Origin of the sequence: Motilibacter aurantiacus, assembly GCF_011250645.1 — a bacterium.
Classification (GTDB): Bacteria; Actinomycetota; Actinomycetes; order Motilibacterales; family Motilibacteraceae; genus Motilibacter_A; species Motilibacter_A aurantiacus.
Genome location: NZ_JAANNO010000001.1, coordinates 118,469 through 131,729, shown reverse-complemented (window position 1 = coordinate 131,729; position 13,261 = coordinate 118,469). Strand labels below are relative to the sequence as shown.

General features: G+C 75.2%; 14 protein-coding genes. 7 read left to right on the top strand and 7 right to left on the bottom strand.

Annotated features, from left to right (window positions below):
- Positions 1 to 104: 104 nt before the first annotated feature.
- On the bottom strand, positions 105 to 1,757 hold the full coding sequence (locus G9H72_RS00645) for a thiamine pyrophosphate-binding protein (protein ID WP_166166141.1): 1,653 nt from the start codon (positions 1,755 to 1,757) through the stop codon (positions 105 to 107).
- A 10-nt stretch (positions 1,758 to 1,767) separates the two neighbouring features.
- On the bottom strand, positions 1,768 to 2,541 hold the full coding sequence (locus tag G9H72_RS00640) for a cyclase family protein (protein WP_166166139.1): 774 nt from the start codon (positions 2,539 to 2,541) through the stop codon (positions 1,768 to 1,770).
- A 102-nt stretch (positions 2,542 to 2,643) separates the two neighbouring features.
- On the opposite strand from G9H72_RS00640, the gene G9H72_RS00635 reads away from it, so the two are divergent.
- The 3 genes from G9H72_RS00635 (at position 2,644) to G9H72_RS00625 (ending at position 4,613) form a co-directional block, all read left to right on the top strand.
- Entirely contained in the window at positions 2,644 to 3,060 is a 417-nt protein-coding gene (locus G9H72_RS00635; protein WP_166166137.1) for a hypothetical protein, read from the top strand.
- A 16-nt stretch (positions 3,061 to 3,076) separates the two neighbouring features.
- Positions 3,077 to 4,114 (top strand): winged helix DNA-binding domain-containing protein, encoded by a 1,038-nt coding sequence (locus G9H72_RS00630; RefSeq protein WP_331271861.1) that lies wholly within the window; start codon positions 3,077 to 3,079, stop codon positions 4,112 to 4,114.
- A gap of 130 nt (positions 4,115 to 4,244) precedes the next feature.
- The gene (locus G9H72_RS00625; protein WP_166166135.1) at positions 4,245 to 4,613 is read left to right on the top strand and encodes a DUF3140 domain-containing protein; all 369 of its coding nucleotides are present in this window, start codon (positions 4,245 to 4,247) and stop codon (positions 4,611 to 4,613) included.
- Here G9H72_RS00625 and G9H72_RS00620 read toward each other — a convergent pair.
- The 4 genes from G9H72_RS00620 to G9H72_RS00605 form a co-directional block, all read right to left on the bottom strand.
- On the bottom strand, positions 4,603 to 6,066 hold the full coding sequence (locus tag G9H72_RS00620) for a hypothetical protein (protein ID WP_166166133.1): 1,464 nt from the start codon (positions 6,064 to 6,066) through the stop codon (positions 4,603 to 4,605). The two genes, G9H72_RS00625 and G9H72_RS00620, sit on opposite strands and share 11 nt — an antisense overlap.
- A complete protein-coding gene (locus G9H72_RS00615) occupies positions 6,063 to 6,581 on the bottom strand; it encodes a SigE family RNA polymerase sigma factor (protein WP_166166131.1) in 519 nt (172 codons plus the stop codon). Before G9H72_RS00615 ends, G9H72_RS00620 begins: the two co-directional genes overlap by 4 nt.
- A 90-nt stretch (positions 6,582 to 6,671) precedes the next feature.
- A complete protein-coding gene (locus G9H72_RS00610) occupies positions 6,672 to 7,454 on the bottom strand; it encodes a hypothetical protein (RefSeq protein WP_166166129.1) in 783 nt (260 codons plus the stop codon).
- A 112-nt stretch (positions 7,455 to 7,566) separates the two neighbouring features.
- Positions 7,567 to 8,178: a class I SAM-dependent methyltransferase gene (locus G9H72_RS00605; RefSeq protein ID WP_166166127.1), complete on the bottom strand. Its 612-nt coding sequence runs from the start codon at positions 8,176 to 8,178 to the stop codon at positions 7,567 to 7,569.
- Positions 8,179 to 8,358: 180 nt separating this feature from the next.
- Between G9H72_RS00605 and G9H72_RS00600 the strand changes: the two genes are divergently transcribed.
- Entirely contained in the window at positions 8,359 to 8,922 is a 564-nt protein-coding gene (locus G9H72_RS00600) for a pyridoxamine 5'-phosphate oxidase family protein (RefSeq protein WP_166166125.1), read from the top strand.
- Between the two features lie 4 nt (positions 8,923 to 8,926).
- On the opposite strand, the gene add is transcribed toward G9H72_RS00600, so the two are convergent.
- Positions 8,927 to 9,949, bottom strand: a complete 1,023-nt coding sequence (add, locus tag G9H72_RS00595; protein ID WP_166166123.1) for an adenosine deaminase — start codon at positions 9,947 to 9,949, stop codon at positions 8,927 to 8,929.
- A 60-nt stretch (positions 9,950 to 10,009) separates the two neighbouring features.
- Here add and G9H72_RS00590 point away from each other — a divergent pair, with 60 nt between their 5' ends.
- Genes G9H72_RS00590 through G9H72_RS00580 form a run of 3 tightly spaced genes read left to right on the top strand, consistent with a single transcriptional unit; the run spans position 10,010 to position 13,223 of the window.
- A complete protein-coding gene (locus tag G9H72_RS00590) occupies positions 10,010 to 10,375 on the top strand; it encodes a MerR family transcriptional regulator (protein ID WP_166166121.1) in 366 nt (121 codons plus the stop codon).
- A gap of 40 nt (positions 10,376 to 10,415) precedes the next feature.
- Entirely contained in the window at positions 10,416 to 11,906 is a 1,491-nt protein-coding gene (gene ahcY / locus G9H72_RS00585; protein ID WP_166166119.1) for an adenosylhomocysteinase, read from the top strand.
- Positions 11,907 to 11,942: 36 nt separating this feature from the next.
- Entirely contained in the window at positions 11,943 to 13,223 is a 1,281-nt protein-coding gene (locus tag G9H72_RS00580; RefSeq protein WP_166166117.1) for an adenosylhomocysteinase, read from the top strand.
- The last annotated feature ends 38 nt before the right edge of the window (positions 13,224 to 13,261 follow it).

Sequence of the window (13,261 nt, the reverse complement as noted above, 5' to 3'; positions counted from 1 at the left end):
ACCGACGGCATTGCATGGCTTCGACCGTACAGCCCCGCAGGCCGCCCTGGCGCGTGCCGACGACGGCTCCCCGGCCGGTCCGCCCCCTCGGGCCGACAGGCCGGTCAGTGCCCGCGGAACGCCTCGTCCAACCACCACGAGGCCCGGTCGCGCGTCACCTTCGCGTCGAGCAGCAGCGGCCGGTCCCGAGGCCCCTCGAGCCACTCCCGCACGCCCCTGAGGTCCTCGCGCGAGCGCACGGTGACGGCCTCGCACCCGAACCCGCGGCCGATCGCGGCGATGTCGGCCTCCGGGAACTGGACGTTGTCGAGCGGGTGGCCGTCGGGCCCGAAGTGGTGCACCTCGGCGCCGTACGCCGCGTCGTCGTAGACCACCACGACCATGCCGAGCCCGAGCCGGACGGCCGTCTCGAGCTCGGAGGCGCCCATCAACGCCCCGCCGTCGCCCAGCGCCGCGACCGGCAGCCGGTCCGGCCGGGCCAGCGCCGCCCCGATGGCCGTCGCGAGGCCGAGCCCGACCGACTGGAACGCCTGGGTGAAGCAGAAGCCGTTCTCGTCGGGGACCGAGAGGAACATGCTCGGGTAGCCCATGAAGTTGCCGGAGTCGACGGCCACGACGCGTTCGGCGGGAAGCAGGTCGTCGAGGGCGATGGTGAGCGTCCGCGGGTCGATGCGCCCGCGCGCGCTGCCGTCGTCGTACGCCACGTCCCGCCAGCGGATGCGCCGGGACAGCCGGTCGCGCAGGACTGCGGTCCGCCAGCCGCGGGCCTGGCGGAACCGGGCCTGCAGCTCGTGCGTGACCGCGGCGGCGGTGACCGCCACGTCACCGACGACGCCGACGCGGACGGGCACGTAGGCCCCGAGCGCGGCGGGGTCGGCGTCGACCTGCGCGACGGCGGCGCCCGGGCCGATGAGCCGGCCGTGGCGCAGCGTCCACATGTTGAGCGAGCAGCCCCAGCCGACGACGAGGTCCGAGCCCGCGATCAGCTCGGCCGCGAGCGGGGACGCGAACCCGCCGGACACGTCGAGGGACCACGGGCTCGACGCGAAGAGGCCCTTGCTGACCGCGGACGTGGCGACGAGCGCGCCGGTCGCGTCGGCGAGCTCGAGCAGCCGGTCGCGAGCGGCGGGCGACCGGGCGCCCCGCCCGGCGATGAACACCGGGCGGTCCGCCGCCGCGAGGGCGTCGGCGAGCCGGGCGACGTCCTGGGGGCGCGGGCGCAGCGGCTGCGGGCCGGGCGGCAGGCCCGCGACCGCGGCCTCGGGCAGCCGGCCGGACAGCTCGGCCTGCACGTCCAGCGGGAGGTTCAGCACCACCGTGCGCCGCTCGTCCCGAGCGCGACGGAACGCTCGCATCACGTCCTGGACGGCGCTCCCCCCGGAGGCCACCCGCTCCGGGGCCGCGCCGACCGCGGCCGCGAGCGCGTCCTGGTCCACCGCGAAGTTCGACCGGGGGGACGTCGCCTCGGCGGCGAGCACCACCAGCGGGGTGCGGCTCTTCGCGGCCTCGGTGATGCCGGTGAGCGCGTTGGTCAGCCCGCAGCCCTGGTGCAGGGAGAGCACGCCGACCTTGCCGCTCGTGCGGGCGTACGCGTCGGCCATGGTGGCGGCGCCGCCCTCGTGGCGCGCGGCGACGAAGCGTGCCCCCTCCGCCACGAGCGCGTTGGTAACGTGGAAGTTGCCGCTGCCGACGACGCCGAAGACGGTGTCGCAGCCGAGCAGCGCGAGGGTCCGGCCGACGGCCTCCGCGACCAGCATGCTGCGGCGGTCAGCGCTCGAGGAGGGCCAGGACGCGGGCAGGGCTGCCCGACCCCCCGACGATGGGCAGCGGCGCGGTGACCAGGACCGCCCCCGTCGGCGGCAGCAGGGCGAGGTTCTGCAGCTGGGTGAGGCCGTACTTGCCGGCGCCGAGCAGGAAGGAGTGGCAGGGGAAGGGCGGGTCGAAGCCGGCCGCCGCGCCGGCATCGGTGCCGACGGTCTCCACCCCGACGCCGAGGATCGGCGCCTCCTCAGCGAGCCAGCGCGCGCACTCGACGGAGATGCCCGGCGTGTGCGGGCCGGCCTCGTCGGCGTTGAGGAATGCCTCCTGGTCGTGCGAACGGGCGTCCCAGCCGGTGCGGTAGAGCAGCCAGCCCTGCTCCGGCAGCTGCCCGTGCTCGGCCTCCCACGCCTTGACGTGCTCGACCTCGAGCAGGAAGTCGGGGTCGGCGGCCGACTCCGCGGTGAAGTCGAGCACGGCCGCGGCGCCGACCAGCTCGCGCGCGGGGATCTGGGAGACGTCGGCGAGGCCCTGCCCGGTCACCCAGTGCACGGGAGCGTCGAGGTGGGTGCCGGTGTGCTCGCCGGTCGAGATGTTGTTCCAGTACCACGCCGGGCCGCGGTCGTCGTAGCGGCTGATCTCCTCGAGCCGGAACGGGCGGGTGTTGCCGAAGGGCTCGGGCAGCAGCAGGATCGGGGTCGAGTCGACGAGCGGCGCGGTGAGGTCGAGCACCTCGATGCGGCCGGAGCGGACCGCCGTGACCAGGTCCCCCAGGAGTGTCATGGCTCCGCATCCTGCACCTCGGGGGCAGCGGCGCGCAGACGAACGGCCCTTCCCCGGCCCGGTTTCGCGCGGCTTTCCCCGGACGTGCCGGACAATGGGCCCATGCGTACAACTGCCCGCTCCGTGTCCGCCCTCGTCCTGCTCGTCGCCCTCGCCGGGTGCAGCGAGGCACAGGATGCCGTCGACGGCGCGCAGGGCGCGGTGGACAGCGCCACCAAGGCCCGCGACTGCGTCGCGCTGGCCGGGGACACGCTGCAGAGCCGGATCGCCGACGCCCAGCAGGTCGACGCGCAGGAGGTGCGCCAGGCGGCCGACCGGCTGAGCGAGCGCGTCGGGCAGATCGAGGACGCCGACCTGCGCACTGCCGCCGAGTCGCTGCAGGCCGCGCTCGTGCGCGCCTCGGACGCGGTCGCACAGGGCGACACGTCGGCGATCCGGCAGTCCCGGGACGAGGCGGTGGCGGCGGCCCGGCGGACCGCGTCCGAGTGCGGGATCCCCGTCGACCGCTTCCTCGGCTGACGCGGGGCCTGCTCCCGTGGCGCGACCGCGCACGCTGACCGCGCGCGAGCTCAACCGCGCGCTGCTCGCCCGGCAGGGCCTGCTCGACCCGCACCCCGGCACGGTGCCGCAGGTGCTGGAGCGCATCGGCGGCATCCAGGCCCAGTACGCCCCCTCGATGTACGTCGGGCTCTGGTCCCGCATGCGGGCGCTCAGCCGCGACGGCCTGACCCGCCTCCTCGAGGAGCGAGCAGTGGTTCAGGGAACCCTGCTTCGGGCTACGATCCACCTGGTGTCGGCGGAGGACTACTGGCCCATGGCGCTCGCGGTCCGGGAGGAGCGCCGCCGATGGCAGCTGCGGGCGGGACGGGGCGTCCCGGAGGAGGAGTACGCCGCGGCGGCCGAGCGCGTGCGGCGGGCGCTCGTCGACGGGCCGGTGAGGCGCGCCACGCTGGACCAGGTGGCCCGGCCGGTGCGGGTGACGGAGGCGGGGCTCTGGCTGGACCTCGTGCGCGTGCCGCCGTCGGGGACGTGGGAACGGCGCCGGGCGGACCTGTTCGCGACCGCCGAGTCGTGGCTCGGCGCTCCCGGTGCCGATGACGGGGAGCGCGGCCCCGAGCTGCTCGTCCGGCGCTACCTCACGGCCTTCGGCCCGGCGACGCCGGCGGCGGTGGGCGACTGGGCGGGGCTCCCCGTCCGCGCTCTGGGGCCCGTGCTGGCGCGGCTGCCGCTGCGGCGCTTCCTGGCCGAGGACGGGGTGGAGCTGATCGACCTGCCCGGCCTGCCGCTGCCCGACGGCGACGTCCCCGCGCCGGTGCGGTTCCTGCCCACCTGGGACGCGGCGCTGCTCGTGCACGCCCGGCGCGCCGGGGCCCTGCCGGAGCGGCTCCGCCCGCTCGTGTTCTCGACGAGGTCCCCGCAGTCGATCGGCACGTTCCTGGTGGACGGGGCGGTCGCGGGGAGCTGGAAGCCCGCGGGCGCGCGGGTCGAGCTGCACGAGTTCGAGCCGCTGGGCCCGCAGTCGCGGGCGGAGGTCTCGGCGGAGGCCGAGCGGCTGGCGGCCTTCCTCGCCTGACGTCCCGCTGCGCCCGGCCGACGAGTCGGGAGAAGGTGCTCTGCTGCCGGTGGAGCCGCGCCATGGCGTCCGGCGTCGGGCCGGAGGGGCTCCGCGGGTGGGACCGGCGCTCACGGGGTACCGCCTGCGCGTGGCAGACGACACGAAGGACGAGCGGGCCGCGACCGTCGAGGCGTTCGAGGACGCGGTCAACATGACGGCCAAGCAGCTCGAGGAGTGGCTGGGCACCGAGGAGTCGCAGTCGGTCGGTTGGGCCGGGGGGGAGCGCAAGAACTCCGCCGACGGCAAGGAGTCCGTCGGGCACGAGTCCGGCCGCCGCATCGTGGAGATCCTGCGCAAGCCCAAGGGGGGCCTCGACGACGACGACCTAGCGCACATGCGGAAGGTGACGGGCTACGTGCACCGCCACCTGGCGCAGAAGCCGGCCAAGGAGGACGTCGAGCACTCGCGCTGGCGAGCGAGCCTGCGCAACTGGGGCCACGACCCGCTCAAGGGCTGAGCCCCACCAGCCGCTCGACAGCCGCCACCGCCCGCTCGCCGGTCACCCCCACGAGCAGGAAGCGCGCCGCGCCCCGCTCGGGGACGCCGAGCCGGCCGCTCACCGTGGAGGAGCCGACGGCGAGGAGGTCCTCGTCGCTCCAGGCGACCGTCGACCCGTCGCGACCCGGCCGAGGGGTCGGGTCGCCGGCGAGCACGCTGCCGTCCTCCAGGGCCGTCGGCGACAGCCACAAGTACGGCTGGTGCGGCCGCAGGCCGTGCCCGGCGGCGCAGCTCGGGACGACGCGGTCGGCGAGGACGACCGTGGGCGCGGTCGCCGTGCACGGGTCGAACTCGGGCGCGCGGGCGACGGACCAGCCGGCCGGGACCGCTGCCTCGATCCCGTGGGCGGCGGCCACCTCGGCCCCGGCTGGGGCGGCCGGGGTGGGCTCGCCCTCGTCGAGCTGGCGCACGAGCGCGACGGGGTCCCCGACGGGCTCCCGCCCGCCGAGCTCGGACCAGGCCGTGCGGCAGCCGCCGTCAGCGGTGGTGACGACGACCCGCGACCAGCGGCCCGTCGCCGCGTCCTGCAGCCAGAGGCTGCGGGCCTCCGCCTCGGCCTGCGGGCAGCCCTCGCGGAACGTCCCGGGCGGCTGTCGCAGCGCCGAGAGCACGCGAGCGATCCCGGCCGGGCTCCGGACGTACGCCGGGGCGTCCGGCCCCGAGCCGCTGATGCCCGGGGTGAGCCGGATCTCCGCGACGGCAGCCGGCAGCGTGAGCGCGGGCTCGGCGGCACCGGAGGCACGGACCTGGCCGCGCAGCGCCAGTGCCTCCTCGGCCACCGGCCAGACGTCGACGCCGTCGACGGGCGGGCCGACCGGGGCCGCCGGGTCGCCGGGTGACGCCACGAGGTAGCCGGCAGCCCGGTCCCCGGACAGTGTGGCCACGGCGATGCCGACGGGGCTCTCGCCGTTGGTGAGCGCCCAGGCCGCCCGGCCGTTCACCAGCGTGGGAGTACCACTGACCGCGAGCTTCTCCCGTGCGCTCGCAGCGACCGTGCCGACGACGAGCACGGGGCCGGTGACCTGCGGCTGCTCGTCCGGCTCGCAGGCGGTGACGTCCTCGATCCGCGCATCGCGGTAGACGGTGCGCGGGGTCAGCGCGGTGCCGCAGCCGACGACGACGCCGCTGTCGTCGTACGCCCAGCCGGCGGGGAGCACGGCGTCCAGCGTCACCGACGGCGGGGGCGCCGGCTCGTCCGGGCCGCTCGCCGCGCCGAAGGCGTACGCGCCGCCGCCGATCGCGCCGACCGTGACGAGCGCTCCGAGAAGGCCACGGACGCGGGCGCTCAACCGGGCCCACGGGCGCCGGGCGGCCCGGGCCAGGACGTCGTCGGTCGGCCGCTGCGAGCGCGGCCGTACGTCGGACACCGCGCGCTCGAGCAGCTCGAGCATCCGCGCGTCGTCGGGGCTCATCGGGCACCTCCCTCGAGGCTCTCGTCCAACATGCCGCTCGCGCGCAGGGAAGCCATCGCCCGGCTGGCCCGGCTCTTCACCGTGCCGACCGAGCAGTTCAGCTGGTCGGCGATCTCGGCTTCGCTCAGCTGGCCCCAGTAGCGCAGCACGAGGACCACGCGCTGCTGGGCGGGCAGCGCCGCGAGCGCTCGGCGCACGGCGTCGGCGGTGTCCGCGGCGGCGTACGCGTCGGCGTCCGCGAGCTCGGGCAGCTCAGCCGTCGGGCGCTCGCCCCACCAGCGGCGCCGCGCCGAGCGCCAGACGGCGTGCGTCATCACGGTGCGGGTGTAGGCCTCCGCGCCGTTGCCGCCCTCGCCGTGCAGGTCAAGCCGGTCCCACGCCTGCAGGGTCTTCAACAAGGCGTCCTGGACCGTGTCCTCGCCACGCCCCGGGTCCCCGCAGAGCAAGGTGCCGAAGCGGACGAGGGCCGCATAGCGTGACTCGACGAAGCCGCGGAACCCCTCCGGCTCCTTCATGGAAAGTCCATTCGTGTGCTGCGCTTCTGTGCTCTCGGGTGCGGCAGGCCGGCGACGCCGCGCACGGTGCGCGGCGTCGCCAGCATCGGGTCAGCGCAGGTATGCGCGCAACGCCTTCTCGAAGACCGGCCGCACCGGCGCCGCGACGCGGGCGGGGCTGCCGTAGGAGAGGACGACCGTGCCGTGGCGGTAGGTCGCGTCGTCGGCGTTGGAGACGTACTCCTTCGCGGCCGCCTCGTCGCGGAACTCGAGGACGGCCGGGCCGTCGGTCGTGACGAGCTGGGTCGCGCCGGGGATCTCGGCGGCCAGCCCCAGCCGGGTGGCGCCACGGCCCTCGTCACGCGCGTCGCGCATGGGCAGGCCCTGGGAGGCGAGGTGCACGGCGATCCGGACGGCTTCCGGCGCCTTCGTCCCCGCGTCGCGCAGGTAGGCGCGCAGGGCCTGCTCGTACGCCGGCCGCTTGTCGGCGGCGACCCGCGCCGGGCTGCCGTACGACAGCACGACCCGGCCCACGGCGGTGGCGACGTCGTCGGCGTTGCCCGCCCAGTCGGACGCCTGCCGGGCGGTGCCGAACACCATGACCGAGGCGTCCTTGGTGGACACCATCTGCCGGCAGCCGGCGCCTGCGAAGCGCTGCGAGCACAGGCCGCCGTGGACGACGGTGCGCGGCCCCTCGTCGCGCGGATGCTGCACGTACGCCTCGAGTCTGTCCTGCTGGGCGAAGTGCGTGACGATCTGCCGGGCGGTGGGCACGGCGGGCGGAGCGGCGTGGGCGGCGGCGATCGGGGCGAGCGTGGCGACGGCCGCCAGCGCGCCCGCCGTGGCGCGACGGGTGGTGCGAAGGCTCCGACGGGGGAGGGCGGACGAGCGCATGAGGGTCTCCGTTGCTTCCGGGGCGGGGCGGCCGGTCGGCCGCCCTCACCTGCCTGAAGACCCTGGCTCCCGGAAGGGTTCCCCCCGCCCGGGGAGTTTTTTCCTCCCGCCCTCAGCCTGCCCGCCGATGCACGCTGACCGCGTAGCCGCCGCCCGCGTACGCCTGCCCGTCCCAGGTGGCGAAGCGGTCCTCGAGCGTCAGGCCGGCGCCCGCGCACCAGGCGTCGTACTGGGCGAGGGACACGGTCGGCTCGTCCAGCGGCAGGTGGGCCGGGTCGAGCCCGAAGCCGGCCACGAGCAGCCCCGCCGGGCGCAGCCGGCCCGCCATGGCGCTGACCACGACGGCCTCGGTGCCCGGTGCCACGAGCGAGACGACGTTGCCGGCGGCGACGACCAGGTCGAAGGGCGTGCCGTCCGCCGGGCCCAGGTCCAGGGCGGCGAGGTCGCTCTCCACCCACGGGATGTGCGGTGCCCGCGCCCTCGCCACGGCGAGCATGCCGGGGTCGAGGTCGACCCCGACCACGGCGTACCCGAGCTCGGCGAGCCGGATGGCGACGCGCCCCGTCCCGCAGCCGGCGTCGAGGACGCGCGCCCCGGGCCCGGCGAGCCGTGCGCAGAGCGCGGCCTCCCCGTGGACGTCGGCTCCGGATGCGCTCAGCGCGTCGAAGCGGGCGGCGTAGTCGGCCCCGGTGCGGTCGCCCCGGATGTCGTCCCATCGGCTCATGGGCCAAGCCTGCCGCTGCGCCGGCCGTCGGCGTGGACCAGGTCCACGCGTCGGTGTGCGCCCGCCCGCGCGCCGCGACTGCTCCGCGAGGCCCTCGCCCGCCTTCGCTCCCTCGCCTGTCGGACGCGGGCGGCCGCTCCGTGCAGAGCCGCTGCGCCCGGCGAACCTACGATGCTCGGCATGGGCAAGGTCTTCGACGGGATCGACGAGTCGCTGCGGCGGTGGATCGACGCGCAGCACCTGTTCTTCGTCGCCACCGCCCCGCTGGCCGCGGACGGGCGCGTCAACGTGTCACCACGGGGCCACGACACGTTCTCGGTTCTGGGCCCGGATCGCGTCGCGTGGGTGGACTACACCGGCAGCGGCACCGAGACCGCGGCCCACCTGCGGGAGAACGGCCGCATCTGCGTGATGTTCTGCGCCTTCGACAAGCGCCCGCGCATCGTCAGGCTGCACGGGACGGGCCGGGTCGCGCTGCCGGGGGAGCCGGACTTCGAGGACGTCGTACGCCGCCACCCGCCGCACCCGAGCACCCGCGCCGTCGTGGTCGTCGACGTCACGCGGGTCAGCGACTCCTGCGGCTGGGGCGTGCCGGTGATGGACTTCGTCGGCGAGCGCGACCTCATCCGGCTCGGCGCCGAGCACAGCGGGCCGGAGGGGCTGGCGGAGTACCGCCGCGAGGCCAACGCCCGCAGCATCGACGGGCTCCCCGGGCTGACCGCGGACGAGCCGGCCAGGGCCTGAGCGGCTAGTCGAGGGGCAGGGCCGCCAGCTCGGCGAGCAGTCCCGCCCGGACCGGCTCCGGAGCGGATCCGGCCCGGACGCCGACCGCGACGGTCTCCGCCAACTGCGCCCGCGTCAGGCCGAGCTCGCGCAGGCAGGCCAGGTGCTCCCGGTTCAGGGTCGTCCCGAACATCGGCGGGTCGTCGCTGGCCACGGTCACCGGCACGCCGGCGTCGAGGAGCCGGCGCAGCGGGTGCTCGGCGAGGGACGCGACGACGCGGGTGCGCACGTTGCTCGTCGGGCACACCTCGAGGACCACCTGCTCGCGGGCCAGCCGGGCGAGCAGTTCCGGGTCGCGGACGGCGGCGATGCCGTGCCCGATGCGCTCGGCACCGAGGTCGTCCAGGGCCGACCGGATCGAGTCCGGGCCGGTCACCTCGCCGGCGTGGGGCAGGCTGCGCAGCCCGGCCGCGCGGGCCCGGCGGAAGACCGGCGCGAAGGGCGCCCGGTCGACCTCCGGGCCGCCGAGCCCGAACCCGATGACCGACGGAGCCTCGAGCGCGAGGACGGCGTCGAGCGCCCGGTCGGCGGCCTCGACCGGCAGGTGGCCGCTGACGTCCGTCACCCAGCGCAGCACGATCCCGTGCTCGGCCTCGGCGGCGACGCGACCGGCCTCCAGGCCGGCGAACACGTCGGGCAGGCTCAGCCCGCGGCCCAGGTGCAGCTGCGGGCTCCACGTGACCTCGGCGTAGCGGACCCGCTGGGCCGCCAGCGCGTCCGCGGCCGTGCGGGCCAGCAGCTCGAAGTCCTCGGGGTCGCGCAGCGCCTCGACCGATGCGAGGTACACCTCGATGAAGTGCGCGAAGTCGCGGAAGGCGTACCACTCGCGCAGCCCCTCGGCCGAGCGCGGGATCGCCCGCAGCGCCGGCAGGTCGCCGTGCTTGCCCAGCAGCTGCAGCAGCGTGGAGGGCTGAAGGGAGCCCTCCAGGTGGACGTGGAGCTCCACCTTCGGCAGCCGTGCCACGAACTCGTCGTCCGAGTACGTCACTCTGGGTCACCTCGTGATTCCATCTGGCAGACCTTGACACGACTCTGCTAATCTAGCGCCGTGCAGTTGTTGACGGTGCAGGAAGCGGCGGAGGCCACCGGGTGGTCGCCGCGCATGCTGCGCTACGTCGAGCAGCGCGGGCTCGTCGTCCCGCAGCGCTCGGCTGCCGGCTATCGGCTCTACGGCCCGACCGAGGTCGACCGGCTGCGCAGCCTGCGCGCGCTGCTCGACGAGACCGGGCTGGAGATCGGCGACGTCGCGGTCGCCCTTCGGCTGCGTGACGAGACCGCCCTCCGCGAGGCGGTGCACACCTGGCTCGACGAGGCCCCCGCTGCCTCCGCCGTCGAGGCGCTGCGCTGGGAGCAGGAGAAGCAGGTGCGCCTGCTGCCACCGGCCGAGCCCCTCCCGGACGCGTCCGGACTCTGACCTCTTCCTTACCCTCACACGGCACTGTCAAGGAGCCCGCATGACCGCCACCCTGTCCTCGTCGGGGACGACCGAGCTGACCGCCGACAGCCGCAACGGGATCGACTTCAAGGTCGCCGACCTCTCGCTCGCCGAGTTCGGCCGCAACGAGATCCGGCTCGCCGAGCACGAGATGCCCGGCCTCATGGCCCTGCGCGCCGAGTACGGCGAGTCCCAGCCGCTGCGCGGCGCCAAGATCGCCGGCTCGCTGCACATGACCGTGCAGACGGCCGTCCTGATCGAGACGCTGACCGCGCTCGGCGCCGACGTCCGCTGGGTGTCCTGCAACATCTTCTCCACGCAGGACCACGCCGCGGCCGCGATCGTCGTCGGCAAGGACGGCACCGTCGACGCGCCGGCCGGCGTGCCGGTCTTCGCCTGGAAGGGCGAGACGCTGCCGGAGTACTGGTGGTGCACCGAGCAGATGCTGACCTGGCCGGACGGCTCGGGCCCGAACATGCTGCTCGACGACGGCGGCGACGCCACGCTGCTCATCCACAAGGGCACCGAGTTCGAGAAGGCGGGGGCCGTCCCCAGCACGGACGCCAGCGACTCCGAGGAGTACGGCGTCATCCTCGACCTGCTGCGCGCCTCGCTCGCCAAGGACGGCACGAAGTACACCCGCATGGGCCAGGGCATCAAGGGCGTCACCGAGGAGACGACCACCGGCGTGCACCGGCTCTACGAGCTGGCCAAGTCCGGTGACCTGCTCTTCCCGGCGATCAACGTCAACGACTCGGTCACCAAGAGCAAGTTCGACAACAAGTACGGCTGCCGCCACTCCCTCGTCGACGGCATCAACCGCGCCACCGACGTCCTCATCGCCGGCAAGGTCGCGGTCATCTGCGGCTACGGCGACGTCGGCAAGGGCTGCGCCGAGTCGCTGCGTGGCCAGGGCGCGCGCGTCATCGTCACCGAGATCGACCCGATCTGCGCGCTGCAGGCGGCGATGGACGGCTACCAGGTGACCACGCTCGAGGACGTCGTCGAGACCGCCGACATCTTCGTCACCGCGACCGGCAACAAGGACATCATCACGGCCGAGCACATGGCCCGGATGAAGCACCAGGCGATCGTCGGCAACATTGGCCACTTCGACAACGAGATCGACATGGCCGGCCTGCAGAAGACCCCGGGCATCAAGCGCAACACGATCAAGCCCCAGGTCGACGAGTGGGTCTTCGCGGACGGGCACACGATCATCGTGCTGTCCGAGGGCCGCCTGCTGAACCTCGGCAACGCGACCGGGCACCCGAGCTTCGTGATGTCGAACTCGTTCTCGAACCAGACCATCGCGCAGATCGAGCTCTTCACGAAGACCGACGAGTACGAGAAGCAGGTCTACGTCCTGCCGAAGCACCTCGACGAGAAGGTCGCGCGCCTGCACCTCGACGCGCTCGGCGTGAAGCTGACCGAGCTCAGCAAGGACCAGGCGGAGTACATCGGCGTCCACGTCGAGGGCCCCTACAAGCCGGACCACTACCGCTACTGATTCCTGCAGCACACGTCGCTGCCGAGGAACACACGCATGGTCGAGCCCCCGTCGAACGGCGCCGTACGCACGGCTGCCGTCCCGGCGGGGGCTCGCCGCATCTCACACTCCGAGCGGGCGATGCCCGTGCTCGCCCGGCTGCGCGACCGGTTCGCCGACGAGCGGCCGCTCTCCGGCGTGCACGTGGTGGCCTGCCTGCCGCTGACGGCCGAGACCGCGGTGCTCGCCCGGCTGCTGGCGGCCGGCGGCGCCGAGGTGGCGCTGTGCTCCTCGAACCCGCTCTCCACCCAGGACGACGTCGCCGCCGCCCTGCGGTCCGACGGGATGACGGTGGCGGCCAGGCGCGGCGTCGACCGGGCCGGCTACTACGCCGACGTGCGCCAGGCGCTGGACACCCTGGCCGGCGCCCGCCGGGCGCTGCTGCTCGACGACGGGTGCGACCTGCTGAGCGCGCTGCACACCGAGCGCCCCGCCCTGCTCCGCTCGGGGGTCGTCGCCGGGGCGTGCGAGCAGACGGCGACCGGCGTGCTGCGGCTGCACCAGATGGCGCGCGACCGGGCGCTCGCGCTGCCGGTCGTGGCCGTCAACGACACCCCGACCAAGCGCGTCGTCGACAACCGGTGGGGGAGCGGCCAGTCCACCGTGGACGCGCTGCTGCGGGCGACCGGGATGCTGCTGGCCGGGCGCACCGCCGTCGTCGCCGGCTACGGGGACGTCGGGCGCGGCGTCGCGTCGCGGCTGCGCGGGCTCGGGGCGTCGGTCATCGTGACCGAGGTCGACCCGACGGCCGCGCTGGACGCGGCGCTGGACGGCTACCGGGTGCTGCCGATGGCCGAGGCGGCGCCGCTGGCCTCGATCGTGGTGACGGCGACCGGGGCGCGCGACGTGGTCACGGCCGCGCACCTCGGGCTGCTGCCGGACGGAGCCGTCCTGGCCAACGCAGGCCACTTCGACGTGGAGATCGACGTCCGCGGGCTCGTCGCGCTGGCGGTGGAGCGCACCGTCGCCGTGCGCCCCGGCGTGGACGAGTACGTCCTCCCGCACGGGCGGCGCGTCCTCCTCGTCGGCGAGGGGCGGGTGGCGGGCCTGGCCGCCGCCGAGGGCAGCCCGCCCGCCGTCATGGACGTGGCGTTCGCCCTGCAGGCCCTGACGGCCGAGTGGCTGCTCACCGCAGGCCTGCCGCGCGGCGTGCACCCCGTGCCGGCGGGGATCGACCGCGCCGTCGCCGGGCTCGCGCTCGGCTCGCTCGGGCTGGCGCTCGACGTCCTCACACCGGCGCAGGAGGCGTACCTGCGCTCGTGGCGGGCCGGGTCGTGAGCGGGCGTGCCGGTCAGGGCCCCTTCCCGGGTGAGCGG

Excerpts from the sequence above, each read along its gene's own strand:
- G9H72_RS00645 (WP_166166141.1), bottom strand. The coding sequence starts at position 1,757 with ATGCTGGTCGCGGAGGCCGTCGGCCGGACCCTCGCGCTGCTCGGCTGC.
- G9H72_RS00640 (WP_166166139.1), bottom strand. The coding sequence starts at position 2,541 with ATGACACTCCTGGGGGACCTGGTCACGGCGGTCCGCTCCGGCCGCATC.
- G9H72_RS00635 (WP_166166137.1), top strand. The coding sequence starts at position 2,644 with ATGCGTACAACTGCCCGCTCCGTGTCCGCCCTCGTCCTGCTCGTCGCC.
- G9H72_RS00600 (WP_166166125.1), top strand. The coding sequence starts at position 8,359 with ATGGGCAAGGTCTTCGACGGGATCGACGAGTCGCTGCGGCGGTGGATC.
- G9H72_RS00605 (WP_166166127.1), bottom strand. The coding sequence starts at position 8,178 with ATGAGCCGATGGGACGACATCCGGGGCGACCGCACCGGGGCCGACTAC.
- ahcY (WP_166166119.1), top strand. The coding sequence starts at position 10,416 with ATGACCGCCACCCTGTCCTCGTCGGGGACGACCGAGCTGACCGCCGAC.
- G9H72_RS00580 (WP_166166117.1), top strand. The coding sequence starts at position 11,943 with ATGGTCGAGCCCCCGTCGAACGGCGCCGTACGCACGGCTGCCGTCCCG.
- G9H72_RS00620 (WP_166166133.1), bottom strand. The coding sequence starts at position 6,066 with ATGAGCCCCGACGACGCGCGGATGCTCGAGCTGCTCGAGCGCGCGGTG.
- G9H72_RS00610 (WP_166166129.1), bottom strand. The coding sequence starts at position 7,454 with ATGCGCTCGTCCGCCCTCCCCCGTCGGAGCCTTCGCACCACCCGTCGC.
- G9H72_RS00615 (WP_166166131.1), bottom strand. The coding sequence starts at position 6,581 with ATGAAGGAGCCGGAGGGGTTCCGCGGCTTCGTCGAGTCACGCTATGCG.